General features: G+C 67.7%; 19 protein-coding genes. 8 read left to right on the forward strand and 11 right to left on the reverse strand.

Going from position 1 to position 25,218, the window contains the following annotated elements:
- Positions 1-5: 5 nt before the first annotated feature.
- Positions 6-554: a MarR family winged helix-turn-helix transcriptional regulator gene (locus FBZ88_RS04480; RefSeq protein WP_211102511.1), complete on the reverse strand. Its 549-nt coding sequence runs from the start codon at positions 552-554 to the stop codon at positions 6-8.
- A gap of 332 nt (positions 555-886) precedes the next feature.
- On the opposite strand from FBZ88_RS04480, the gene FBZ88_RS04485 reads away from it, so the two are divergent.
- The gene (locus FBZ88_RS04485) at positions 887-1,684 is read left to right on the forward strand and encodes an SDR family NAD(P)-dependent oxidoreductase (protein WP_145615604.1); all 798 of its coding nucleotides are present in this window, start codon (positions 887-889) and stop codon (positions 1,682-1,684) included.
- Positions 1,685-1,688: 4 nt separating this feature from the next.
- On the opposite strand, the gene FBZ88_RS04490 is transcribed toward FBZ88_RS04485, so the two are convergent.
- The 4 genes from FBZ88_RS04490 to FBZ88_RS04505 all read right to left on the reverse strand — a co-directional run bounded on the left by FBZ88_RS04490 (position 1,689) and on the right by FBZ88_RS04505 (position 8,630).
- Positions 1,689-3,149, reverse strand: coding sequence for an esterase/lipase family protein (locus FBZ88_RS04490; RefSeq protein WP_145615605.1), 1,461 nt, complete (start codon positions 3,147-3,149; stop codon positions 1,689-1,691).
- Between the two features lie 77 nt (positions 3,150-3,226).
- The gene (locus tag FBZ88_RS04495) at positions 3,227-3,562 is read right to left on the reverse strand and encodes a MoaF-related domain-containing protein (protein ID WP_145615606.1); all 336 of its coding nucleotides are present in this window, start codon (positions 3,560-3,562) and stop codon (positions 3,227-3,229) included.
- 133 nt (positions 3,563-3,695) lie between these two features.
- Positions 3,696-5,999: a TonB-dependent receptor gene (locus FBZ88_RS04500; RefSeq protein WP_246138489.1), complete on the reverse strand. Its 2,304-nt coding sequence runs from the start codon at positions 5,997-5,999 to the stop codon at positions 3,696-3,698.
- 309 nt (positions 6,000-6,308) lie between these two features.
- Positions 6,309-8,630, reverse strand: a complete 2,322-nt coding sequence (locus tag FBZ88_RS04505) for a TonB-dependent receptor (protein WP_145615607.1) — start codon at positions 8,628-8,630, stop codon at positions 6,309-6,311.
- A 433-nt stretch (positions 8,631-9,063) separates the two neighbouring features.
- Between FBZ88_RS04505 and FBZ88_RS04510 the strand changes: the two genes are divergently transcribed.
- Entirely contained in the window at positions 9,064-11,094 is a 2,031-nt protein-coding gene (locus FBZ88_RS04510) for a P-loop ATPase, Sll1717 family (protein ID WP_145615608.1), read from the forward strand.
- A 34-nt stretch (positions 11,095-11,128) separates the two neighbouring features.
- On the opposite strand, the gene FBZ88_RS04515 is transcribed toward FBZ88_RS04510, so the two are convergent.
- Entirely contained in the window at positions 11,129-12,031 is a 903-nt protein-coding gene (locus tag FBZ88_RS04515) for a LysR family transcriptional regulator (RefSeq protein WP_088871386.1), read from the reverse strand.
- A 232-nt stretch (positions 12,032-12,263) separates the two neighbouring features.
- On the opposite strand from FBZ88_RS04515, the gene FBZ88_RS04520 reads away from it, so the two are divergent.
- Complete coding sequence (locus FBZ88_RS04520) at positions 12,264-13,406, forward strand: FAD-dependent oxidoreductase (RefSeq protein ID WP_246138490.1); 1,143 nt, start codon at positions 12,264-12,266, stop codon at positions 13,404-13,406.
- A gap of 28 nt (positions 13,407-13,434) precedes the next feature.
- Here the strand turns inward: FBZ88_RS04520 and FBZ88_RS04525 are convergent, their stop codons facing one another.
- Positions 13,435-14,622 (reverse strand): citrate synthase family protein, encoded by a 1,188-nt coding sequence (locus tag FBZ88_RS04525; protein ID WP_145615609.1) that lies wholly within the window; start codon positions 14,620-14,622, stop codon positions 13,435-13,437.
- Between the two features lie 108 nt (positions 14,623-14,730).
- On the opposite strand from FBZ88_RS04525, the gene FBZ88_RS04530 reads away from it, so the two are divergent.
- From FBZ88_RS04530 to FBZ88_RS04535, 3 genes are all read left to right on the forward strand, one after another.
- The gene (locus tag FBZ88_RS04530) at positions 14,731-16,089 is read left to right on the forward strand and encodes a CoA transferase (protein ID WP_145615610.1); all 1,359 of its coding nucleotides are present in this window, start codon (positions 14,731-14,733) and stop codon (positions 16,087-16,089) included.
- Positions 16,090-16,203: 114 nt separating this feature from the next.
- A complete protein-coding gene (locus FBZ88_RS30110; protein WP_186464193.1) occupies positions 16,204-16,776 on the forward strand; it encodes a hypothetical protein in 573 nt (190 codons plus the stop codon).
- Positions 16,777-16,790: 14 nt separating this feature from the next.
- The gene (locus FBZ88_RS04535) at positions 16,791-18,365 is read left to right on the forward strand and encodes a PepSY-associated TM helix domain-containing protein (protein WP_186464194.1); all 1,575 of its coding nucleotides are present in this window, start codon (positions 16,791-16,793) and stop codon (positions 18,363-18,365) included.
- On the opposite strand, the gene FBZ88_RS04540 is transcribed toward FBZ88_RS04535, so the two are convergent.
- Together FBZ88_RS04540 and FBZ88_RS04545 are read right to left on the reverse strand one after the other, a co-directional pair.
- Positions 18,362-18,829, reverse strand: coding sequence for an acyl-CoA thioesterase (locus FBZ88_RS04540; protein WP_145615612.1), 468 nt, complete (start codon positions 18,827-18,829; stop codon positions 18,362-18,364). The two genes, FBZ88_RS04535 and FBZ88_RS04540, sit on opposite strands and share 4 nt — an antisense overlap.
- Positions 18,830-18,943: 114 nt before the next feature.
- Positions 18,944-20,605 carry an AMP-binding protein gene (locus FBZ88_RS04545; protein ID WP_186464195.1) on the reverse strand — a complete coding sequence of 554 codons (1,662 nt, stop codon included), beginning with the start codon at positions 20,603-20,605 and terminating at the stop codon, positions 18,944-18,946.
- Between the two features lie 300 nt (positions 20,606-20,905).
- Between FBZ88_RS04545 and FBZ88_RS04550 the strand changes: the two genes are divergently transcribed.
- Positions 20,906-22,207, forward strand: a complete 1,302-nt coding sequence (locus FBZ88_RS04550) for an outer membrane beta-barrel protein (RefSeq protein ID WP_088871392.1) — start codon at positions 20,906-20,908, stop codon at positions 22,205-22,207.
- Between the two features lie 36 nt (positions 22,208-22,243).
- On the forward strand, positions 22,244-22,687 hold the full coding sequence (locus FBZ88_RS04555) for a septal ring lytic transglycosylase RlpA family protein (RefSeq protein WP_145615614.1): 444 nt from the start codon (positions 22,244-22,246) through the stop codon (positions 22,685-22,687).
- 75 nt (positions 22,688-22,762) lie between these two features.
- Here FBZ88_RS04555 and FBZ88_RS04560 read toward each other — a convergent pair whose 3' ends face one another.
- Positions 22,763-24,412, reverse strand: coding sequence for an ankyrin repeat domain-containing protein (locus FBZ88_RS04560; protein WP_145615615.1), 1,650 nt, complete (start codon positions 24,410-24,412; stop codon positions 22,763-22,765).
- A gap of 174 nt (positions 24,413-24,586) precedes the next feature.
- Entirely contained in the window at positions 24,587-25,210 is a 624-nt protein-coding gene (locus FBZ88_RS04565; protein WP_145615616.1) for a hypothetical protein, read from the reverse strand.
- Positions 25,211-25,218 lie beyond the last annotated feature (8 nt).

Here is a 25,218-nt window from a genome sequence, read left to right on the forward strand (position 1 = left end):
GAACCCTAAACCTCATCCCCCCGCTTGAACGCCGCCGCGAACTCCTCTGACGCCACGATGGCCAGGGCGCGGCGCAGGGCGGCGGATTCCTCCGCGCCGAACAGGGCGTCGAAGCGGCTTTGCGCCACCTGCCACAGCGCCAGCCCCTCGGCCTGCTTGGCCTCGCCCGCCGCCGTCAGGCGGGCGCGCTTGACGCGGCGGTCCTTGGCGTCGGGCACCAACTCGACATAGCCGTCGCGGATCAGCGGCTTCAGGGTGTGGCCCAGCGCCGACAGGTCCATGACCACGGCGGCGGCCACGTTCTGCAGCGTGCCGGCGGCGGGGTCGGACACGGCGGCCGCCAGCTTCAGGTGGGTCAGCAGGGTGTGCTGGGTGGGCATGAGGCCGGCCGGTGCCGTCACGTCGCCATAGAGCTGGCCCAGCCGGCGGGCGGCGCGGCGCACGGCGGTGTTGGTGCAATAGTCCCAGCCCCAGCGGTCCGATGGGCGCCCGTCCGGGCCTTCAGTCGATGCCGCCGCCACCGGGGCCGGCGCTGTGGAGGCACGTTCATCCAATTCCATCATCCCTTCTAGACCGGCTCTTCCAAGACCGGCGGGCCGGTTCGGGCCATCCTGCCATCCGACCTCACGACGTAGGTCAGGATAGGCCTCGCCAGGGCCGGAGGCCACTACCGCCGTCACAAGCGGGCCTGGGGCCCACACTTCATATGAGCAGGCGGCGGGCCAGTCGTCCCGGCATTCCCACCCGCCCTGCAATGCCCCCGGCGCGGTGCTTGGGGTTCACAAGCTCGATTGACTTGCATGATAATAGTGGCATATACCAGTTTCGTGATCAACGACGCCGACGGCGCCCCGCTTCCACCGCTTCTTTCCAAAGGAAAACTTCCATGAGCACCAAAGGTACCGCCCTCGTCACCGGCGCCTCTTCCGGCATCGGCGCCACCTATGCCGACCGCCTGGCCCGCCGCGGCTATGACCTGATCCTGGTCGCCCGCAACCAGGCCCGGCTGGAGGAGGCCGCCACCCGCCTGGCCGCCGAGACCGGCGTGAAGGTCGAGGTGCTGGCCGCCGACCTGGCCAACCAGGCCGACGTGGAGACGGTGGAGCAGCGCCTGCGCACCGGCGCCGCCATCACCCTGCTGGTGAACAACGCCGGCCTGGGCCCCAAGGAGGGCTCGCTGGGCAGCGACATCGCCTACCAGGACACCATGATCGCGGTGAACGTCACGGCGGTGAACCGCCTGGCCATCGCCGCCACCGACGCCTTCGCCGCCAAGGGTGCCGGCACGGTGGTCAACGTCGCCTCCGTCGTCGCCCTGATCCCGGAGATGTTCAGCGCCACCTACGCCGCCACCAAGGCCTTCGTCCTGGCGCTGACCCAGTCGCTGCAGGCGGAGGCCGCCAAGGCCGGCAAGGCCGTGAAGTTCCAGGCCGTGCTGCCCGGCCTGACGCGGACGGAGATTTTCGAGCGCGTGGGCAAGTCCTTCGACGACCTGGACCAGAACATGGTCATGGAGGTGGGCGAGATGGTGGAGGCGGCCCTGGCCGGCCTGGATCAGGGTGAGCTGGTCAGCATCCCCTCGCTGCCCGATCCGGCGGACTTCGACGCGGTGAACAAGGCCCGCTACGCCCTGGGCCCCAACCTGTCGCGCAACCACGCGGCCGATCGTTACAAGGCTGGCTGATCCGTCAGGGCGTGTCGACGTCCGTCCCGCTGGGCTTGCGGTCCTTGAAGTCCAGCGGGGCGGGTGTCACGGCGCCCAGGCGGAAGACCGCGCGATCGACGTGGCGCCTCAGCACCACGTCGACGTAGGTCGTCTCATTGGGCTTCAGCGCCATGGCCAGGCCGGCGCCATCGGTGCGGAACTCCACCGGGGCATAGCCGACGAAACCGTCGCCGGCCGCGGGCCGCGCCTGGACGCGCAGGCCGAAATGGGCGCCGGGCAGCTGCGCCATGACGTCGTAATCCAGATAGTAGACCAGGCAGTTGGGCGAGACGCTGTTGCGCTGCCGGTCGACGAAGAAGCCCTTGGGCAGGTTGTCCGGGGTGTAGTCCGGGCCGCCCAGCAGGTAGAGGTCGAAATCGTCCACCGCGTCGCCCTGGTCGTCGCGGATGCGGAAGACCAGCTGGCTGTGGCGCTGCCCTTCATCCGGCTTGGCCAGGGCCACGGCCTGCTGGGTGGCGTCGGTCAGGGCCGCCAGGGCCGCCACGCGGGCGCCATAGGCCGCCGGACTGTCGACCTGCAGGCAGCGCAGGATTTCCGCCACCACCGGCTTGGCGGCGGCGTTCTGGGGCGTGACACTGCCCATGATGCCCAGGCTGTCGCCGGAATGGCTGGCGTCGGGAATGACGCCGAAGGCCAGGGGCGGCTGCGGCATCCGGGGCCCGCCGTCGGGGCTGAGCACGGCGGCCGGCTGCGCGTCGAAATGCGGGTGCGGGTTGGTCACCGCGGCCGCCGTCTCTTTCAGCGTCAGGAACAGGCAGTTCAGGTTGGCCCCCGCCACGCGCACCACGCCGTCCGACCCTTCCTCCGCCAGGTAGGAATTGAGGAAGTCGTAAAAGTGGGCGTCGATGGTCTGTCCGGTCAGCACGAAGGGGTAGAGGTCCACGGCCACGGGGTCATAGTCCAGCCAGCGCCCGTTCAGGCGCCACTGATCGGCGCTGCCCAGGGCCAGCCAGTCCAGGATGCGCTCCCCCGGTTCCACGCCGTTGAAGAAGGCCTTGATGCGGCCCACCCGCTCCTTGCCCAGGGTGGCGAGGGGGGAGCCGTGGTTGGCGGGCGCCAGCATGACCAGGTGGCGCAGCGGCGGCTGCTTCAGCCTCGCGCCGCCGTCATAAAGGCGGCTCACCCATTCCCGCACCACCGGGCCGCCGGTGGAATGGGTGACGCAGGAGAAGTCGGGCAGGGGCGTCCCCGCGGGGGCGCCGGGCGGCAGCAGCGCATCGCGCAGCGCCCGGTCGAAGGCCCGCACAACGTCGGCCATGGTGACGTCATCCTGGAAGCTGACGTAGCTGCCCAGGTGGATTTGCACCACCGTCAGGTTCAGGCCGGGCGCCGTCAGCGTTGCCTGCACCGCCAGGGCGTCCGGCAGGCCGCCGTAGGTCGCGGTGCTGGTGACGCTCCAGCCATGCACGAAAACCAGGATCATGGGCCCCCCCGACACGCGCCCCTCGGCGCTCTACAGCATGCAGCATAACCGGGCCAACCCGGGTGCGCAGCAGGGCCTCACAACGCCCCCGCCGTCTCCCGCACCTGGGCGAAGGTGCCGTGGTCCTGGAAGAAGGTCAGGTCGGGGTTGGTGATGTTGGTGACGATGGTGTGGCGGGCATAGTCCTCGACATGCACCACCGTGGTCTTGTCAGCCTCCTGCCACGTCACCAGGAACTGGTCGTCCCGCAATTCCTCCACCCGGATAGCCACGGTTTCCGAGGGCCCCCGGCTGCCGTCCTTGCGGATGCCGGTGTAGGTCAGCGACGTGATCGAGGTGAAGTGCAACTCGACCCGGAAGGTGCTGAAGGTCACCAGGTAGCGGTGGCCGACGGCGGGGAAGGGCTTGGCCATGGCAGATCTCCGCAAAGCGACGCGCCGGGGGCGGACTTCCTCCCCGGCATGCGTCACCTTAACAGAGCTGCTTGCGCTGAATTACAACCATAAGGGGTTTAACCCTTCAGGGGATGGCGTTCGGCGTGTGGCTTCAGTATGCCACCCGCACCCGCACGCCATACAGGCGGGGCGGGCGGATGCTGGCGGTGTTGTAGCCGGCACCCAGGGCCTGGGCGGGCTGGTAGCCGCTGGTCACCACCGCCTGGTTCTCCACGTTGTTGACGTAGCCCGTCAGGCTCCACCACGCATGGTCCGGGGTGTAGGTCAGGCGCAGGTTGGTCATGTGATACCCGCCCTGCAGCTGCTGCGGCGCGTAGTCGTACGCGGTCTGGTAGGAGGAGGAGAGGTGCACGTCCGCCGCCGCCGTGACGGTGCCGCCACCGTCCAGGCGGAAGTCATGCTGGTAGCCGACGATGGCGGTCCAGCGCGGGGCGTTGATGGCCGGCTTGCCCGCGCAATCCACCGCCCAGATCTTGGCGGCGCCGACGGGTTTGGGCACCGCCGTGGCCGAGGCGTTGGTGTAGGCGCAGCCCACGGCGGGCGAGGCCCCCAGGCCGCTGTAGTAGCGGTAGTGGAAATCGTCGTAGGCGGTGTCCAGGTACTGGCCGCTGGCGGTCAGCAGATCGTCCGCCGTCACCTGCCACTTGCCGTCCACGGCCAGGCCGCGCATGTACGCCCGGCCGGCGTTCTGAGTCACCAGCAGGGCGGCGTAGGGCGCCAGCGGCACGCCGGTCTGCACCGGGGCGGTGTAGGTGATCTGCTGGTCGCGGTATTCGTAGTCGAACGCCTCCAGGTTCACCTGGGCCTTGCCGCCCAGAAGGCTGTTCTTCAGGCCCACCGTGTAGGCGGTCAGATGCTCCGGCCCATAGTAGTCGCGCTGGTTGACGGGGGAGGAGAAGAAGCCCCCCGCCTTGAAGCCGGTGGCGACGCTGGCGTACAGCAGGGAACCGGGGGCCACGTCGTAATCCGCCCCCACCTTCCAGCTGGCGCCGTTCCAGTCGTGCGTGTCCTGGCGCGGCAGCAGGGTGGGGAAGGCGGCGGAGAAGGTGTTGCTGCCGAACAGGATGTCTTGCGCCTTCTCCTCATGCGACAGGCGGCCGCCGGCCGTCAGGCGCAGGTCCGGCGCCACGGCGTAGGTCACCTGGCCATACACGGCCTCGGACTCGGTGTTCAGGTCGCCCTTGCCCACGGCGTGCTGGATGTAGTTGTCGTAATACTGGTTGGCGTAGAGCTGCTCATTGAAATAGCTGACGCCGCCCACCCAGCTCAGCGGCCCCTGGCCGTTGGACGTCAGGCGCGCATCGACGGAGGTGGCGCGGGAGCGGCCGGTCAGGCTGAAGGCACTGGGCACATAGGCCAGGTAATCTTCATCCATGCCGCGATAGGCCGGGGTGAGGGTCAGGGTGGCGAAGCTGAAGTCCTTCACGATGTCGGCCTTCAGGCCCCAGGACCTGTCGTCGATGAAGCCGTCGTTCCGGGCGTTGCGGATCAGCGGGTTCAGGCGGGCCAGCGGCGGCAGGGCGGCGTAATAGGCCTTCACCGCCGCCGGGTCGGACGGGCCGATCCAGGGGTTGTCGCCGTTCACGAAGGGGTACTGCACCTGGGCGTCACCCTTGCCGCCCCGGTGGGCGTAGTCGGCGGCCAGGCGCACATGCAGGTCGTCCGCCGGCTCCAGCAGCACCTGCACGCGGCCGGCCTGGCTCTGGTCGTCGTCATAGCCGTCGGAGAGATAGCCCTTGCGGTCCACTACCTGGGCCGCCACGCGCAACGCCGCCTTGTCCGCCAGCGGCACGTTCAAGGCGCCCTCGCCCTTGCGCAGGTTGTAGTTGCCGAATTCCAGCGAGGCGTGGCCCGAGGCCTGGCCCAGCACCGGCACCTCCGGCACGACGTTCAGCACGCCGGCCGAGGCGTTGCGGCCGTACAGCGTGCCCTGCGGCCCGGGCAGCAGCTCCAGCCGCTGCAGGTCATAGAACACCAGGCTGGCGCCGGCGGGGCGGGGGACGTAGACGCCGTCCAGGTTGAAGGCCACCGACGGCTCGGCATAGCTGCTGACGATATAGGTGCCGATGCCGCGCACGTAGAGCTGGGGCGTCCCGCCGGCGGCCGGCGCCACCACCAGGGCGGGCAGGGCGCGGGCTAGGTCGGCGGTGTTGGTCAGGCTGCCGGCCGCCAGGCTGTCGCCGGTCACGGCCTGCACGGCGATGGGGGCGGACTGCAGCGTCTCCATCCGCTGTTCCGCCGTGACCACGATGTCCTTCAGCACGGCATCGGATGCGGCGTCCGCCGGGTCGGCGCCGCCGGTGGCACCGTCAATGGCCCCTGCGGCGGCGGCAAAGGGGGCAGTGGCCAGGAAAAGGGTGGCCATGGCCGTCGCCGGCCGGAACAGTCGGTTCATCTGTGTCCCCAACGCATGGCACTGTTGGCCGGGCCCGGGCGGGGTCCGTGGCGCCGCTTGGGCGGACGCCATTCGTGCCTGTGCAGACGGGGGCAGGAGACAGAAAAGAAGCGTTCCGCGCAACGAAATAATAATACGTTTTTATAAGAATTTGTCACTGATGCTGCGGGGGCACACGGGTGCACGGCGCCGCCCCGCCCCTTGACCTTGTCTGGTGGGCGGAAACGGCGCCGTTCCTTCAATCAGTATTTGTGAAACACGGTTTTATTAATGCGCCGGCCGCTCGATAACGGCCCTTAATACCGGCCCTTAATACCGAACCGTGGCGCGGACGCCGTAGGTGCGCGGCGGGCGGATGTTGGCGTAGTTCAGGCCATTGCCGAAGGCCTGGTTGGGCTGGAAGCTGGTGCTGACCACCGCCTGGTTTTCCACGTTGTTGACATAGCCGGTGACGGACCACAGGTCGTCCGCCGCGTTGTAGGTCAGGCGCAGGTTGGTCATGTGGTAACCGCCCTGTACCTGCTTCGCCAAATAATCGTAGGCGGTGTAGTAGGAGGCGGAGAGGTACATGTCCGCCGCCGCTGTCAGGCCGGAGCCGTCGGCGAAGCGGAACTCATGCTCATAGCCCAGGTTGGCGGTCCAGCGCGGGGCGTTGGTGCCGGGCTTGCCGCTGCAGTTGACCGAGTAGATGGCGGAGGGCGGGACGGGTGCCGGGCTGGCCCCCGTCGCCACGCTGTAGGGACAGCCGACGGAGGGCGGGGCGCCGAAGTTGGAGAAGTAGCTGTAGGTGAAGCTGGTGTAGCGGCTGTCGATATACTGCACGTTGGCGGTCAGCAGGTCCTGCGCCGTGGCCTTCCACCGCCCCTCCACCTCGAACCCCCGGATGCGCGACCGGCCCACGTTCTGCGTCACGAACACGGGCGCGTAGGGGAAGCTGGACACCCCGGTCAGCGAGGGCGCCAGATAGCTGATCTGCTGGTCGCGGTATTCATAGTCGAAGGCCTCGACGTTCAACTGCACCTGGTTGTCCCAGAAGCGGTTCTTCACACCGATGCTGTAGGCCGTCAGGTGCTCCGGATTGAAGGTGTCGGGCCCGGCGCTGGCGAAGAAGCCGCCCGCCTTGAAGCCGGTGCCGATGTTGGCGTACAGCAGCGACTGCGGCGCCAGGTCGTAATCCACGCCCACCTTCCAGGTGGCGGCGTTCCAGATGCGGTCGTCGGCGCGGGTGGACAGCGTGGGCTTGGCCGGGCTGAAGGTGGCGGTGCCGAACTGGGTGTCCTGCGTCTTCTCCTCATGGGTGAAGCGGCCGCCGGCCGTCAGGCGCAGGCTGTCGGTCAGCGCGTAGGTCAGCTGGCCGAAGGCGGCCACCGTCTCATCCGTCAGCTTGCTGTCGATCACCGTTTCCTGGACCCAATGGTCATAGTCCTGGTTGGCCGCCACATCCTCGGTGAAGTAATAGATGCCGGCCAGCCAGGTCAGCGGCCCGCCGTCCCGGGACGCCAGCCGCGCCTCCACCGATTTCTGCTGGGCGTCGCTCTGCACCCGGAAGGCGGAGGGGATGTAGGACAGGTAGTCCTCATGCACCTCGCGATAGGCGGGGATGACGGTCAGGGTGGCGAAGCTGAAATCGTGGTTGATTTCCGCGTGCGTGCCCCAGAACTGGTCGTCGATGAAGCCGTCGCCCTTGGCGTTGCTGATCAGCGGATTGCGGGCGGAGGCCGCCGGCAGCCCGGCGTAATAGGCCGCGACCTCGCGCGGGTCGGACGGGCCGATCCAGGGGTTGTCGGCGTCGGCGTAGGGGTACTGCACCTGGCCGGAGCCCTTGCCGCCCCGGTGGTAATAGTCGCCGGACAGGCGCACCCGCCAATCCTCCGTCGGCTCCAGCAGCAACTGCAGGCGCCCGGCCTGGCCCTGGTCGTCGTTGTAGCCGTCGGTCAGGTAGCCCTTGCGGTCGATCACCATGCCCGAGGCGCGCAAGGCCGCCTTGTCGCTCAGCGGCACGTTGACGTAGGCGTCGCCCTTGCGCAGATCGTAATTGCCGATGTCCAGCGTGGCGGCGGCCGACAGCGCGTCCAGCTTCGGCGTTTCCGGCAGCACGTTCAGCGCCCCGCCCGAGGCGTTGCGGCCGTACAGCGTGCCCTGCGGGCCCTTCAGCACCTCCACCCGCTGGATGTCGTAGAAGAAGCCGTTGGCCCCGGCGGGGCGGGAGATGTAGATGCCGTCCAGGTTCACCGCCACCGACTGCTCGGCATATTGGTTGGAGGCGAAGGTGCCGATGCCGCGCACATAGACCTGCGGCACCCCGCCCGCCGCCGGGGCGATCACCACCGAGGGCACGCTGCGCGTCAGGTCCGACACGTCGGCCACGCCCGCATCCTTCAGCGCCGCCCCGCCCAGGGCCGACACGGCGATGGGCGCGTTCTGCAGGCTCTGCTCCCGCCGCTCGGCGGTGACGACGATGTCCTCAAGCTGGCCCGTCTCCGCCGCTGCGGCGGCGCCGGCGGCGCCGGTGCCCTTGGCGGCGGGGGCCGCGCTCTGCGCCACGGCGGTTGAGGAGAGGAGGGCCAGGCCCACGCCAGGCGTCAGCATAAGGGCGACGGCAGCCGTCGCCGGACGCACGATCCGGTGCATATGTGTTCACTCCCTGCGCGGCCTTGTTGACCGGCCCATAGCCCCCACGGGGGAAAACCCCGTGCTCTTCCAAGGGACTAAGGGCCGGGGCGCCGGTTCCCGGGCGCCTGCTGTGCCGCTACAGGCAAAGGTAGAACGCAATTATGCATTCATCAAATCGATAGGCTGGATAGGGATGTATCGGGAGAAGTGATGAAGAGGTGAAATTTTCTAAGGCAACAGAGTAATTAAATACTCAGTCCGATGTTCATATGTGCGGGTAGGCAGCTTACATTGTGATGGATTGGCTAAAGCGCGTAATTCCATTTTCTAACTCAGCATTAATGAGGTTGCTAACTGGTGGTGTTTGTACCAAATATGTGTCACCTTAAATTGCTGGTACAGATTGTCGCCAGGCGACATGCGGTTTTCTATTATAATATGGAGAATAAAAATGAAGAAAATATCGGAAATTATCTTTGGATTTTCTGACGCTGAGAACTATAGGCGCCGTGAAAACAAAGATCTTTTTAATAAGATATTTCTAAGGACTGAAGCTCTTGAGGAAATAAATAAAAGAAACATATTTTTTCTAGTTGGGGAGAAAGGAACTGGAAAGACTGCGTACGCTGTATATTACTCAAATTATCAATACGGAAATAACAAGTCGATACATAAATTCATACGAGAAACAGACTACCACAAATTCGTTACACTTAGAAAGGAGCGCAGTTTAAGCCTATCTGACTATACTGACATTTGGAAAGTTATAATATATTTGCTGCTTTCTGAGTCTATAATTAATTCGGCAGGTTTTGCAGAGACTATAATTAATTATCCAAAATTCTCTGCGCTTAAAGATGCTATTGGTGAATATTATGACCATGCATTCTCCCCAGAAATAGCGGTGGCGTTGCAAATGGTCGAGAATTCGCGACTAGCTGCAGAGTTAGTTGCCAAGCACTTGGCGCTTTCCGTGAAAGGGCAGGCGCATAAAGAAACAAAAACTACCACGAACGATAATAGATTCCAGACTCATCTTCTGACCATTGAGCGTGCATTTGAATCCGCCCTATCATCGCTTAATCTGAGTGAAAGTCATTTATTATTTATAGATGGTGTGGATATCAGGCCGTCCTCTGTGCCATATACTGAGTATGTTGACTGTGTCAAAGGGCTTGCTAACGCTGTTTGGTCGATTAACAATGACTTTGCACCAAGTATACGTGATTCAAAAGGTCGTCTTAGGGTAGTATTATTATTAAGGCCAGATATTTTTAACAGCCTGGGAATGCAAAATAGGAATACAAAACTAAGAGATAATTCCGTCGTATTAGATTGGAGGACTGTTTATTTCTCGCATAGGCAGTCAGATTTATTCAAGATGGCGGATAGAATGTTTTCTGCTCAACAGGATATTGATCTTCCTCTTGGTAGCGCTTGGGATCATTATTTTCCTTTTAATGCAACTAATGTTAGAGCTGACGAAAATTACCCAACATCATTTGTTCTTTTTATGAGGAATTCATTTCATAGGCCGAGAGATATATTAACTATGCTTGATACTCTCGCTGATTTACATCAGCGAGGCGGGCGAAGCGGTGTTTTTGAGTATGGCGATCTATTTAGTGCCGACTTTCGGCGTGCGTATGGAGATTACCTTCTTGGTGAAATAAAAGATAGTTTGTCATTTTATTATGATGAGGTGGAATTCGAGATATTCCTGAAATTTTTTGAATTTCTTGACGGTGCGCAGAAATTTAGCCACGAAAAATATACGAATGCATTCTCAGAATTTCTAGAATATATTATGGCGGAAGGAAAGCCAACGCCGGGATTTATGAAATCTGCTGATGAATTTCTACAGTTCTTATACGATCAAAATATTCTATGCTATATTGAGGAGGCGGAACAAGGTGAGCGATTTATAAGGTGGTGCTTTAAGGAACGTTCGCCCTCAAATATATCACCGAAAGTAAAAATGCACCAAGATTACGAAATTCACTACGGGCTCGCAAACGTCCTAAATACTGGACAGGAGCTAAAAAAGAAAAGAAAGAACGTGCGCATAAATCTTGATCAGAATGCGAGGAAGGGAAATCAGAATCAAGAAATTGAGAAATATAATATCAGCGCTGATTCCGTTAGAATTCCTCCAAAATTGAGATCAAGAGGTATTGTCGAAAACGCTGACGATTTATCCGCCAATGCACATAAATTGGGGTCATCCGTTGATGAAGCCAACGGCGTGCTTGGTAGCGGTTTTGTTATGCTTATTAACGTAGGAAAAAAATATGGATTCATCAAAGATGATTCAGGAGGTCCTGATATTCATTTTAGACTTTCTGTGGTGAAGAGGGGAAGTAAAATCAGAGTTGGGAATGCAGTTGTTTTCACTTTGACAGAAAATGGAGGCAGGAAGACGGCAAATTTCGTCGAAAAAAAAGAAAATGATCCGGCTTGGCAGGTTGTTTCTGGTAATTAACTATCTATGTAGTGTCCGGCATAAGAACTCTCCCTTACTCCCCCGCGCACTCCCGCAAATACCCCCGCAGCCAGATCAGCCCCGGGTCGCGGTCGAACTGGTAGTGCCACTGCATCATTTCGGTCAGCACGGGGAACTCGATGGGGGCGGGGAGGACGCGCAGGGGCAGGTGCTGGGCGTAGAGGCGGGCCAGGCGCGTGTGCATGGTGCTGATCATGTCCGTCTCCACCAGGATGGAGGCAACGGAGGAGAAGTCGGGGGCCACGGCGCCGACCTTGCGGGCGTAGCCGTAGCGGTCCAGGAACCATTGCTCGAAGGCCGGCGTGCGCTTGTCGCCGATGATCACCACCACGTGGGCCATGTCCAGGTACTGCTCGAACGTCAGGCTGTCGCCCACGGCCGGGTTGTCGCGCCAGACGACGCAGCTGTGCGTCTCCTCGAACAGGACTTCCTTGGGCTGGTCGCTGGTGAGGTAGGCGTCGGGGGAGATCACCAGGTCCACGTCGGCCCGGTTCAGGCGGTCGTGAATGCCGTCGGCCACGGCGCTGATCTCCAGCCGCAGGCCCGGCGCCTCGCGCCGCAGGCGGCGGATGGCGCGGGCCAGCACCACCTCGGTCACATAGTCCGACGCCACCACGCGAAACACGCGCTGGGCCGTGGCGGGGTCGAAGGTGGGGCGCGCCTCGATGGTGGTCTGCACCCGGATCAGGATGTCGCGCACCGGCTCCACCAGGGCCAGCGCCAGGGGCGTGGGCACCATGGCGCGGCCCACCATCACCATGATTTCGTCATCGAAATAATCGCGCAGGCGGGCCAGCGCCCCGCTCATGGCCGATTGGCTGAGGTGCAGGCGGTGGGCGGCGCGCGAGACGTTGCGCTCCTCCAGCAGCACGTCCAGGGCCACCAGCAGGTTCAGGTCGAAACGGCGGAAGCGCATGGGCGCCCATCCTCCCTATTTTATTGTTCGAGGTGATACCTCGCCGCACTTTGGTACGACAGAACCGATAGATGGACCAGCCGTTCGCTGAGCGCAAGGCCCCGTCGAAGGCGGGTGCTGATATCGGCCACGCCGATGGACGCGCATCGGAAAATACGCCTCAACCGATGCTGCCGCCCGCCGTACCGTTGCCGCCACAACAAACGCCCATACCAAGCGAACGGGAGGGAGGATGATGGCGCAGCGTGTGAGCCGAGTGCTGATCGTGGGGGGCGGCATCGGCGGCCTGTCCCTGGCGGCGGCCCTGCGCGACCGGGGCCTGGCGGTGGACCTGGTGGAACTGCAGAAGGAATGGACGGTCTACGGCGTCGGCATCATCCAGCAATGCAACGTCGTGCGCGCCATGGCCGATCTGGGCCTGGTGGACCGCTACCTCGACGCGGGCTTCCCGTTCGAGGCGGTGGGCATGTACGCCTCCGACGGCCGCCTGCTGGCCAAGATACCGGGCCAGCGCCTGGCGGGGCCGCAGTACCCCGCCAACCTGGGCATCAGCCGCCTGGCCCTGCACAGGGTGCTGAGCGGTGCCGCGCTGGAGAAGGGCACGGCCGTGCGCCTGGGCACGACGGTGGACCGGCTGGAGCAGGACGACGCCGGCGTGGACGTGACCTTCAGCGACGGCACCACTGGCCGCTATGACGTGGTGGTCGGGGCGGACGGGCTCTATTCCAAGGTGCGCGGCCTGCTGTTCGGGCCAGGGGAGGATGGGGAGTACCGGCCGCGTTTCACCGGCCAGTCGGTCTGGCGCCACAACTTCCCGAGGCCGGCGGAGATCGACCATTTGGCGGCCTTCACCGGCCCGGACGGCAACGCCGGCCTCTGCCCCCTGTCCCACGACCTGATGTACCTGTTCGTGACGTCGGAGGAGCCGGGCAACCCCCGCATGCCGGCCGACCAGCTGCACACCCTGATGCGCGACCGGATGAAGGGCTTCGGCGGCCTGATCGGGGCCTTGCGCGACCGGATCACCGACCCCGCCCAGGTGGTCTACAAGCCCATGGAGGTGCTGATGATGCCCGCCCCCTGGTACCGGGGCCGGGTGGTCCTGCTGGGCGACGCCGTGCACGCCACCACGCCCCACCTGGGCCAGGGCGCGGGCATGGCCATCGAGGACGCCGTGGTGCTGGCCGAGCTGCTGCCCCAGGACGCGCCGCTGGGCGACCTGCTGGCCCGCTATATGGAACGGCGGTATGAGCGCTGCCGCTTCATCGTCGACAGCTCCATCATGGTGGGGGAATGGGAGATGGCGCGGCGCCACGACGTGGACCGCATCGGCCTGGTGAAGAAGATGCTGGAGGTGACGGCACAGCCGGTGTGAGACCCGGCACGGGGTGTATCGCTTCGGCTCAGGCGGTGGGCTGGGGGCCCGTATACAGGGCGCGGGGGCGGATGAGCTGGGCGTCGGCGCGCTGCTCCAGCGCGTGGGCGATCCACCCCAGCGAGCGGCCCAGGGCGAACAGGCCGAAGGCCGCACCCCTGGGCAGGCCCAGATGGCGGCGCAGCGCCACCAGGGCGGTGTCGATCACCGGCGGCTGGCCCACCAGGCGCTGGGTCTGCGCCTGCACCACGGCCCAGGTGGGGCGCAGGGGCAGGATGCGACCCAGCAGGGCGGCGGCGCGCGGGTCGCCGGCGGGGTACAGCGGGTGGCCGTAGCCGGGGATGTCCTCCCCCCGCGCCAGGCGCTGGCGCAGGCGGGCGGCGGTCTCGCCATCCGCGCCCACCTCGTCCCACAGGGCCTCCACCCGCGCGGTCAGGCCGCCGTGGCGCGGGCCGCCCAGGGCCGCCAGCCCGCCGATGACGGCCGCCCGCAGGCTGGCATCGGTGGAGGCGACGCAGCGGGCGGTGAAGTTGGAGGCGTTCAGCTCATGGTCGGCGCACAGCACCAGGGCCATGCGCACCAGGTCGGCGCCGTCCTTGTCCAGCTTCCACGCCTGGGCGCATTGCTTGTGGATGGGGGCGGCACTGGGCGCCGTGCCCAGCAGGCAGGCCGTCAGCAGCCGCACCAGCGCCGCCGCCCCCTGCGCCAGCCGGCCGGGCGCCCGCTGCCAGGCGGCGGTGTCGGCGTCCTCGCTGGCCAGGGCCAGCAGGGGCAGCAGCGCCTCCTCCGCCCGGCGGCCGTGGAAGGCGGCCTGGGCCACGGCGAAGGCCTGCGCCGGCTGGGGCAGGGGGCCGCCGAACGCCTCCTCCGGCGCCACCCGCCACAGCAGGCCCGCCACCTCCTCCACGCTGGCGCGGGCGGCGAGGTCCACCGCGTCGCTGCCCCGGTAATAGAGGTAGCCGTCCTGAATCAGGGTGATGGCCGACTCCAGCACGGGCAGGCCCCAGTCCAGCGTGGCCTTGGCGATGTCCTTGGGCCGGCGGCCGCGGATGCGGGTCAGGGCCAGCCGGTCGACCTCCGCCGCCAGGTAGCGGCTCTCGCGCGTGTCCCCGTCCGGCTGGGCGCGCAGCAGCCCCCGGCTGACATAGGCGTACAGCGTCGGGCGGGAGACGCCCAGCCGGGTGGCGGCCTGGGCGGCGGTCAGCAGGTCGGCCATGGGCGCCCCCTCGTTGATCGTCTCAATCAATATTGAATCAGTTAATCAACATTGACGATTATTGTCACCGGTTCATCGTCGGGCCGTTCCTAAAGGGAGACACCGACCATGAGCACCCCCGGCCATCATTTCCTCAAGACCATCTGGCAGGCCCTGGGCGGCGCGGCCGACGCGCCGGACCGGGTGCGCTTCACCGGCGCCGGCAGCCTGCCGTCCGTCTTCGCCGTCAGCGACCTGGCCGTGTCCTCGGTAGCCGCCGCCGGCCTGGCCCTGGCCGAGCTGGCGGGCGCGGACGGGGTGGTGGCCGACCGCCGCTTGTCCTCCGCCTGGTTCGGCTATGCCCTGCGGCCCCAGGGCTGGGACCTGCCGCCCGCCTGGGACGCGGTGGCGGGCGACTACCGCGCCGCCGACGGCTGGATCCGCCTGCACACCAACGCCCCGCACCACCGCGCCGCCGCCTTGTCCGTGCTCGGCGTGCTGGCGGAGCGGGCAGCGGTGGCCCGGGCCGTGTCGGGCTGGGCGGCCGGCGACCTTGAGGCGGCGGTGGTGGCGGCCGGCGGCTGCGCCGCGGAGATGCGCAGCGCTTCTGCCTGGGCCGACCACCCCCAGGGCCGGGCCGTGGCGGCCTCCCCCCTGCTGACCCTGGAAACGGCGGGGCAGGGCGCGCGGGACTGGCGGCCCGATGCGACCCGGCCCCTGGCCGGCATCCGCGTGCTGGACCTGACCCGTATCCTGGCCGGGCCCACGGCCACGCGCTTCCTCGCCGGCTGCGGCGCCCAGGTGCTGCGCATCGACCCGCCCGGCTGGGCGGAGCCCAACCTGGAGCCGGACATGACCCTGGGCAAGCGCTGCGCCCGCCTGGACCTGCGGCGGGCCGACGATGTGGCGACCTTGAAGCGCCTGCTGGCCCAGGCCGACGTGCTGGTCCATGGCTATCGCCCGGACGCCTTGGCCCGCCTGGGCCTGGATGCGGACGGCCGCCGCGCGCTCAATCCCGGCCTGGTGGACGTTTGCCTGGACGCCTATGGCTGGGACGGGCCCTGGGCCGGGCGGCGCGGCTTCGACAGCCTGGTGCAGATGAGCGCCGGCATCGCCGAGGCCGGCATGCGCCTGCGGGGCCGCGACAAGCCCACGCCCCTGCCGGTGCAGGCGCTGGATCACGCCACCGGCTACATCCTGGCGGCCATGGCGTTGCGCGGCCTGGCGCACCGGGCGCGCACCGGCCAGGGCACGGTGGGCCGCACCGCCCTGGCCAGCACCGCCCGCCTGCTGCTGGACGGCGGGGCGGGGGGGACGGACGCGACACCCCTGGCGCCGGAGACCGACGCCGACTTCAATCCCGCCCTCGAACAGACCGGCTGGGGCCCCGCCCGCCGCCTGGCGCCGCCGGTGATGGTGGCCGGGGCGCCGCTGGCTTGGAACCGGCCGGCCGGGCCACTGGGCAGCGCCCTCGCCATCTGGGAATGATGTTCGAAGTTGCAATTGCGAATTATTCTTATCTATAGTGCCGGACGCTAGAGGGCGCCGGACGGGGGACGATCGGCCGGATGCCCGCGACATCCTTGGGATTTGGGCGACGGCATGACGGCGACGATGGGCTTTTTGGGGGGCTTGGCCCTGACGGTGCTGGGCATCGTCCTGCTGCGGCGGGTATGGGCCTCGGCCACGGCCCCGCGCTGGCATGCCCTGCCGGGCTGGGCGCTGATCGCCGCGGGCTTCGCCGGCTGGGTGGCCGTGGCCGACGCAGACAAGGCCGTCGTCATCGGCTTCCTGGCCTTCTCCCTGGTGGGCTATGGCGTGGTGATCCTGGGCCGGGACCGGCGCCGCCGGCCGCATCGCGCCCCCAAGGCGCCGGTGGCCATGCCGGTGGAACCGGGCCGGCGGGCCTGGATCGTCTTCCTGCGCGGGGCGGCCCGCACCCTGTTGGCCGGCCCGCTGGCCGCCGCCACCGGTATGTCGGTGGCCGCCCTGGTGGCGGTGCGCGCCGGCGGGATGGAAGCCGACCGCCTGGTGGCCGCCGGCTTCATCGGCCCTATCGGCTGGGGCATCGCCATGACCTGGGCGCTGGTGGACGCGCGCCTGGCCCGGGTGGGCCTGCTGCTGCCGCTGACCGCCGGCGCCGCCGTGGCGGCCGCCTGGCTGTCCCGCGTCTGAAGGAGGGGGAAGACATGCTGAAGCGCATCGCCGCCCGCGTCCTGGCCCGCCGCAAGGCCGACCCCGCCGCCGCCACGTCCCGCGCCCGGGGCGGCTTCGTCCAGTCCTCCCTGGCCGGGCATTCCGCCCTGGGGCTGGGGCTGGGGGCGCTGATCTACATCGTCTGCCTCAGCGGGGCCGTCGCCGTCTTCGCCGATGACCTCAGCCGCTGGGAATGGGCCGGCACCCCGGAGACCGCCGCCCTGGCGCCGGAGGTGGTGGACCAGGCCCTGGCCGCCGGCTTGGCGCGGGCATCCGCCCAGGCGGGCGGGGCGGAGAAGGTGACCGGCCTTTACGGCCTGCTGCCCCGGCCGGACTGGCCCCATCTGGCGGTGCGCGCCTACACGCCAGCGGGCGCGGTCACCTGGCGGGCCGGCGCCGACGGCGCGCTGGCCGACACGCCGTCCGACGCCTGGACCGACTTTATCGGCGAGGTCCACATGGAACTGAGCCTGCCGGGAGTGTGGGCGGGCCTGGCCGTGGGCACGGTCGGCATCGCGCTGCTGTCGCTGCTCTTCTCCGGCATCCTGGCCCATCCGCGCATCTTCCGCGACGCCTTCGCCCTGCGGCTGACCGGGGCGCGGCGCCTGGGCCTGGCCGACCTGCACAACCGGCTCAGCGTCTGGGGCTTGCCCTTCCACATCGCCATCACCGTCACCGGCGCGCTGTTCGCGCTGGCCAGCCTGATGATCCTGACTGTGGCCCAGGTGGGCTATAAGGGGGATCTCGCCCGCGCCTACGCTCCCTTGAGCGGCGCCCAGGTTGCCCCCGACGCCGCCCCGCAGCCCTTGCCGCCCATCGCCCTGCTGCAGGCCCAGGTGGCCGACCCCACGCCCGGGGCGGCGCGTGTCTCCCGCTTCTATTATGTCGAGCGGCCGGGCACCAAGGGGCAGCGCATCCTGCTGGACATGAGCCGCCACGACGGTCTGACCCAGGGTGACCGCAACTATTTCGATGGCGAGGGCAAGCTGCTGGCGCCGCTGGGCTTCCTGGACGGGCCCGTGGGCATGCGCGTCTACGGCGCCTCGCTGGCCTTGCATTGCGCCACCTACGGCGGCCTGGCGGTGCGCCTGGTCTATGGCGTGCTGGGCCTGGCGCTCAGCATCGTCACCGCCACGGGCTTTTCCATCTTCCTGGCCCGGCGGCGCGACCGGGGCCGGCCGCTGCCCCGGCTGGAACGGGCCTGGGCCGGGGTGACCTGGGGCGTGCCCCTGGCGGCGACCGTCTCCGCCGCCTTCACCCTGGTGCCGGACCTGGCACGGGAGGCGGTCTATCTCCGGAGCTTCTGGGGCTTGGTGGCGACCCTGCCGCTGTTGAGCTTGGCGGCGCCCACGGGTGAGCGGGCGTCGCGGACCTTGCGCCTGCTGCTGGGGGGCGCCCTGGTGCTGCTGGCCGGTGCCCACGCCGCCTGCCATGGCACAGACCTGCCGGTGGCGGCCCTGGTGATCGACCTGGTCTTGGCCCTGGCCGGCCTGGGCTTCGCCCTCAGCACCGGCCTGGTCGGCCGCCGCGCCCGGACACTGGCCGCACAGGTCACCCCCGCGCCTTAAGCCTTTTCTGCTGCTGCCGGCGCCACCACCATCGTGCGCAGCACCGCCGCCACATCTTCGGGGATGGGGGTGGGGCGGCGGGTGGCGTTGTCGACATAGACATGGACGTAGTGCCCGGCGGCGGCCGGCGCATCCTCGTCATTGCGGAACAGCGCCAGTTCATAGCGCACGCTGCTGCGCCCCATATGCGCCACCCGCACACCCACCGTCACCCGGTCGGGGAAGGTGATGGGCGCGAAGTAGCGGCACTGCGTCTCCACCACCAGGGCGATGGCGGTACCCCCGTCCGGCGCCAGCACGCCCTTCTCGATCATGTGCTGGTTCACCGCCGTGTCGAAGTAGCTGTAGTAGACCACGTTGTTGACGTGGCCGTAGGCGTCGTTGTCGGCCCAGCGGGTGGTGATGGGCTGGAAATGGCGGTAATCGGCGCGGCTTTCGGGCGTGTTCGGGGCCGGGGTGCTCATTAGGCTTCCTTGAGAATTTGGGGGTGGACGCGCCTCAGGACATACCCGCGAAGACGGCGACGGCGCCACCGGTTTCGCCGGGGCGCCGTTCCGTTTCAGGGCATTGCTCGGTGCTTACTCCGCCGCCGGCGCCGCCACCTTTTCAGGTCCCTGGGCGGCCTTGGCGCGCTCCTCCGCCACCAGGGGCTGCTTCCACAGCTTGCCTACGGCGGTCTTGGGCAGGATGTCGCGGAATTCCAGCGCCGCCGGCAGCTCATGCCGGCCCAGCTTGTCGGCCAGGAAGGCGCGCAGATCCTCAAGGCTGAAGGCAGCGGCGCCCGGGCGCAGGGTGACGAAGGCCTTGGCGCTTTCGCCGCGATAGCTGTCGGGGATGCCGATGACGATCACCTCCGCCACGGCGGGGTGCTCGTAGATCGCCTCCTCCAACACGCGGGGATAGACGTTGTAGCCGCCGGACAGGATCATGTCCTTGCGCCGGTCGACGATGAACATGAAGCCGTCATCGTCCAGGTAGCCGATGTCGCCCGTGCGGAACAGGCCGTCGACGAAGGCGTCGCGCGTCTCCTCCGGCTGCTTGTAATAGCCCTGGGTGACGTTGCGGCCCTTGATGCAAATCTCCCCCTTCTCGTTCGCGCCCAGGGCCTTGTGCGGGTCGGTCAGGTCGCGGATTTCGATGGTGATGCCGGGCATGGGGATGCCGGCGGAGCCCACCTTGCGCCGATGCGGCGGGGTGATGGTGCCGGCGGGGCTGGTCTCGCTCATGCCCCAGCCTTCCAGCACGGGTTTGCCGGTGGCGGCCTCGAACTCATGGGCCAGTTCCACGGGTAGGGGCGCGCCGCCGCTGCCCACGAACTTCAGGCTGCTGAAGTCGATGTCCTTCACCCGGGGGCTGGAGGCGATGGCCCGGTGCATGGTGGGCACGCCGGCGAACAGGGTGGGCCGGTGGTCGCGGATGCTGTCCAGCACGGCATCGGTGTCCCAGCGGGGGTGCAGGATCATGCAATAGCCGTTGCGCATGGCCCGCACCATCAGCGTGTCCAGCGCGTAGATGTGGAACAGGGGCAGCACCACCATCATGCGTTCCTGGCCCGGTGTCAGGCCCATGAAACGGCTGAACACGTCATAGGCCCCGGCCGAGGCGCTGAGGTTCTGGTGGGTCAGCATGGCGGGCTTGGGCAGGCCGGTGGTGCCGCCGGAGAACTGCAGCGCCGCCAGGTCGGCCAGCGCGCGCTTGGGCCAGCCGGCGGCTGGCGGTTCCGTGGGCGCCAGCAGGGCGGTGTAGGGCAGGGCGCCGCTGGGCAGGGCCTCCGCCGGCACGCCCTGGCCGGCGAAGTCGGTGGGGCCGGCCACCACCAGGCGCACCCCATCGGCCAGGGGCAGCTTGTCCGCCAGGCCGGCGAAGCTGATGACCAGGCGGATGTCGGCCTTGGCCTGCTTGTGCGTCAGTTCCCGCTCCGCGTCCAGCGGACTCAGCGGCACGACCACGCCGCCGGCCTTCAGCACGGCATAGAAGGCCAGCACGAAATGAGGGGTGTTGGGCAGGTGCAGGCCGACATGCACGCCCGGGCCCACGCCCAGCCTGGCCAGGTTGGCCGCCACGCGGGCGCACAGCGCGCCGAAGGTGGCGAAGTCCATGGTCTGGCCCATGCAGATCAGGAAGGGATTGGTGGGCCAGGTGGCGACGGCGTGGTCCAAATCCTCCACCAAGGTGGGCAGGGGCGGTTCGCTGTTCCACTCGATGCCCGGCGGATAGGACTTTTCCCACAGCATGGTCATGCGCTGGTCTCCTCCCATTATGTGCCCGCCTTCATGCCGAGGCGGGGTTAGTCGGCGCTATGCTTTCACACCAGATGGGCGTTTGCCAAGGGTGACGGATGACGCGGTCACATTGTTCAACAATGGGGGTAGGCGGCGCTAACGGTTAGCCCGGGGAGGGCGGCCCCGGGACGGCAGGTTGAATAAAGGCTTTTTGATTTTCGCCCCCCGGCTTTCACATCGAACTTTAAGGCGGCCTTGACGTCTCTTGGCGTCCAAGCCGGCACCCCGCCGGCGAAGAAGATCAAGAGATGCCTTCCCATGTCGCATTCCATCCAGTCCACCATTCCCCGCCGCCGCCGCCGCACCGCGCTGCGCATCGCCTCGGCCACGGCCGCCTGCGCCCTGATGCTGGGCGCCGCCGCCGCCCGCGCGGATGAGGACGCTGCCGCGCCCGCTGCGGCGCCCGCCGGCATCACCGTCAGCGGCCTGGTGGAGGCCGGCATCACGGCGGCGGACCATGGCGCCGACCGCGGCCCCAACTATGGCCACCTGTTCACCGACCGTACGGACCAGCTGGTGCTGAACCAGGCCGTTGGCACCATCGCCAAGGATGCCGGTTCGGGCGACGACTTCGGCTGGGGCTTCAAGCTGCAGGGCATGTACGGCACCGATGCCCGCTACACCCACTTCCTGGGTGAACTGGACCGCACCATCGGCGAGCGCACGCAGCTGGACATCGTGGAGGCCAACGTGGCTTTTCACGTGCCCGACGTTGCCGGCGGCAGCCTGGACCTGAAGGTGGGGCAGTACGCCTCGCCCCTGGGCGCGGAGACCATCGTGGCGTCCAGCAACCCGCTGTACAGCCACAGCTACATCTTCAACTTCGGCCTGCCGTTCAAGCACACCGGTGCCTTGGCCACCCTGCACCTGTCGGGCGGCATCGATCTCTACGGCGGCGTCGACAGCGGCGTGAACACCAGCCTGGGGCGCGATGGCGACAACAACGACGCCTGGTCCGGCATCTTCGGCTTCGGTTACGCCAACGCCGACAGCACCGTCACCCTGGTGGCCCTGACCCATGTCGGGCCGGAGAACGCCAGCACCAAGGCTCCCCTGGGACTTAAGAACGCCAATGACGAGGCGCGCTGGATCAACGACGCCGTGCTGACGGTGAAGGCCAGCGACGCCCTGACCCTGATCACCGAGCTGAACTATGTCCGCGACGATCTGGTGAAGGCGGAGGCGTTCGGCGCCGCCCAGTACGCCACCTGGAAGTATAGCGACGCGGTTTCGCTGACCCTGCGGACTGAGCTGTTCCGCGACGTCCAGGGCTTCTACGTCGCTGCCTTCCAGGGCAACCAGGACTATGTGCTGGCGGAGGCCGGGCAGCCCACGCGCGCGCCGGTGTTGTCGGCGGGGCAGGGGGCGACCTATATGGCGCTGACCGCGGGTGTGACGTGGAAGCCGGCGGCCACCCTGGGTTGGGACGCCCTTCCCGACGGCCTCGCCCTGCGGCCGGAGGTGCGCTACGACCGCTCGCTGGGCGACGCCCGGCCCTTCGCCGGTGATCAGGGACAGACCACCTTCGGCCTGGACGTGCTGATTCCCTTCGGCGGCTAAGCCCCGACCCATTTCAACAACGACGGCGAGAGTCCCATGAGGACGCAGCGATGGGGTTGCCTAGCCTTGGGTGCCGGGCTGGCGCTTGCGCCGGCCTTGGCCCTGGGGAACACCACGACAGGGGATGACCACACCCAGGTCGGCAAGGCCAGCTGGTACGGGCGGGAGCATGCGGGCCACCGCACCGCCAGCGGCGAAGCCTACGACCCCGAGGGACTGACCGCCGCCCACCGCACCCTGCCCCTGGGCACGGTGATCGAGGTGTCGGCCCATGGCCAGGTGGTGCAGGTGCGGGTGAACGACCGGGGACCCTTCGTGAAGGGCCGGGTGCTGGACCTGTCGGCCGCGGCCGCCCGGGTCCTGGGTCTGGACCGCACCGGCACGGCCGTGGTCAACATCCGCCCCACCGGCGCCGTCTGCCCCGCCAACCGCGCGTGCGATGCGGCGCCGCAGATGGTGGCGGAGGCGGAATCGCCCTGATGCCCCGGTGGGCGTCCGGGCAATCCCCACCTTGATGAGGGCCGGCACGATGCGCGCCGGCCCCTTCTTTCCTTTTCAGGTGATGGCGCCCAGCAGGACCTCCGTCACCTCTTCCGAGAACCACTTCCTGTGGCCATCGATCAGGACGCCGCCCTGACCGTCCGCCGGTGCCTTGGTCACGGGCATGCCATGGGCCAGCAAGGCCTGGGCGCAGCCCACCCAATCTCCGCCGTCTTCCGGCTGGTTGAGTGTCGCCCAGGACAGGGTGCCGCTGACGTCGTCACCGTAGCCGTGCTTTTCCGTCCAGCGGGCGCCGTGGTCCAGCAGGAAGCGGGTGAGGGCGGCGTCCCCCCGGAACACGGCATGGTTCAAGGCGGTGGCGTTCCAGTCCCCCGCCTGGACGGTCAGGGGCCAGCCCAATCGGACCATGACGGCGATGGCGCCGTCGCAGCCCCCCTGCGCCGCCAACTCCGGCAGCAGGCGCCGCTGCCGGTCCGACAGGCTGGCGGGCAAGTCCGGCCGCTGGGCCTGCAGGGCGCGCGCTGCTGCCTCATCCCCGGCGGCGCAGGCGGCGACGAACTGGTCCTCCAGCGACAGCGCCGTGCCGCCACCCGCCTGGCGCAGCACCTCCGCCACCGCCGCCATGCCGAAGCGCAGGGCGACCGTATAGGCGCTGGTACCGTCCGGCAGGCTGGCGGCCGGGTTGGCGCCCGCCGCCAGCAGGGCCGCGATGTGCGCGGTGGAGCGGCGCCGGTAGATGGCCCACAGCAGCGGCGATCCCCAGTCGGAGATGGGACGGTTGCGCGCCGGTTCATTGGCGTCGCCGCCATGGGCCAGCAGCAGCCGAAGCACCGGTAGATTGTCCAGGTCCAACGCCCGGTACAGGACGTTGGTGCCCGCGACAACGGCGCCGGCCCTTAGCAGCAATTCCACGCAGGCCGGGCTTTCCAGGGCATGATAGAGGGACTCCCCGTCATTGGGGTCGGCCCCGGCATCCAGCAGCAGGGCGGTGAGGACCGGGTCATGGTTCTGCCCGGCGGCGCCGTAAAGGGCCGACAGCCGTTCCGTTTCCGACGGCTGGGCCACGCTGGCGGGCGGCCAGCGGTTACCCACCGCCTGGTTGGGATCGGCACCCGCCTCCAGCAAGGCCCGGGCGCAGGCGTGGAGGCGCCCGGCGATCTCCGGCACGCGCGCCAGGCTGGAGTGGGCGACCGCCACCAGGGGCGGCAGTCGCAGCGGGCCGCCGGCGCGGTTGACCCACGCGGGGTCTTGGGCGATGGCCTGGCGCACGCGGTCCACATCGCCGATGGCGCAGGCCAGGATGGGGTCGCCCGCCGCCACATCCGGGTTCTCCGCCAGCAGGCGGAGGGCGGCGGCCGGGCGGGGGCGGCGCATGCTGCCGCTGATGTCACCGGAATAGACCAGGCGCAGCCATTCAAGCCGGGCCTCCGCCCTGTCGGCCGAGGTGGCCCGGCGACTGGCGACGAAGGCATCCAGCTCGGCCCAGGAGGGGAAGCCATATTCCCGCGCCAGGCAGGATTGGGCATCGTGCAGGCGCAAGGTCAGCGCCGCCAGGGCCGCGTCATCCTTGCCTTTGGCCGCCGGCAGGCTGGCCCGGAAGCGGGCGAGGGCGTCGGCGTCACCGCGCCGGTAGGACGCCAGCAGTTCCTTGGCCTGGCGTTTCAACTGATCGATATGGGGATGGTCGGGAAGGGATCGGGTCATAAGCGAACCTCCGTGCATGAGGCGCCGACGACCCGCAAATCCGGCTGCACAAAGGTCGGGTGTGACCGCGCAGGATATGGCCAGTGGGCTCAGCCCTTCCCGCGGGTCCGGTGGCGGCTTGGCGACCGCACCGCCGGACGATAGGGCAGGGTGCGCCCATGGTCAATTGAACTGTCAGCCACCGCCCACCGGCAGCGGCTCACCCAGGCAATGCTCGATGGCGCGCGTGTCGTCGCAGCGGGGGGCGCCGGCGCGCAGGCGCTGGGTCAGGTCGCGGAGGCAGGTGGCGATGCCGCCGGCGCGGATGGCCAGGGGCGAGTCCAGGAAGAGGCGGTCCTTGTCGTGGGCGGCCAGGGCCAGGCCGAAGTCCAGCTCCTGCTCCAGGCTTTGCGCCAGGTCGCCCGCCAGGCGGTCGCTGCCGACCTGATCGCAGCGCTTGCCGCCCTTCTTGCGCGCCGCCGCATGGGCCTGCACCACGGCGCGCCAATGGGCGTCGCTGGCCATGACATAGGCGTAGGCCAGGGGGCTGTTGGGGTAGGCGCTGCTGTAGGCGGCGTAGGCCTTGCCATACTCGCCCCGGCGATAGGCGCGGTCCCCCTGCGCCGTCAGGGCCCGTGCCGCCTTCACGTCGGCCGGCGTCTGGCGCTGGCGGGCGGCATCGGCCTGGGCCAGGCGGTCGGCCCTGGCGGCGGGGGTGCCCGCAGGTGTGCCGGCGGCGGGTGGGGCATCGGCGGCGTGCGCGCCGCCCGCCATCATCACGGCGGTGAAAGCGGCCAGCCAGCGAAGGCGTGTCGTCATGGGTTCTT

Origin of the sequence: Nitrospirillum bahiense (assembly GCF_007828025.1) — a bacterium.
Lineage (GTDB): Bacteria > Pseudomonadota > Alphaproteobacteria > Azospirillales > Azospirillaceae > Nitrospirillum > Nitrospirillum amazonense.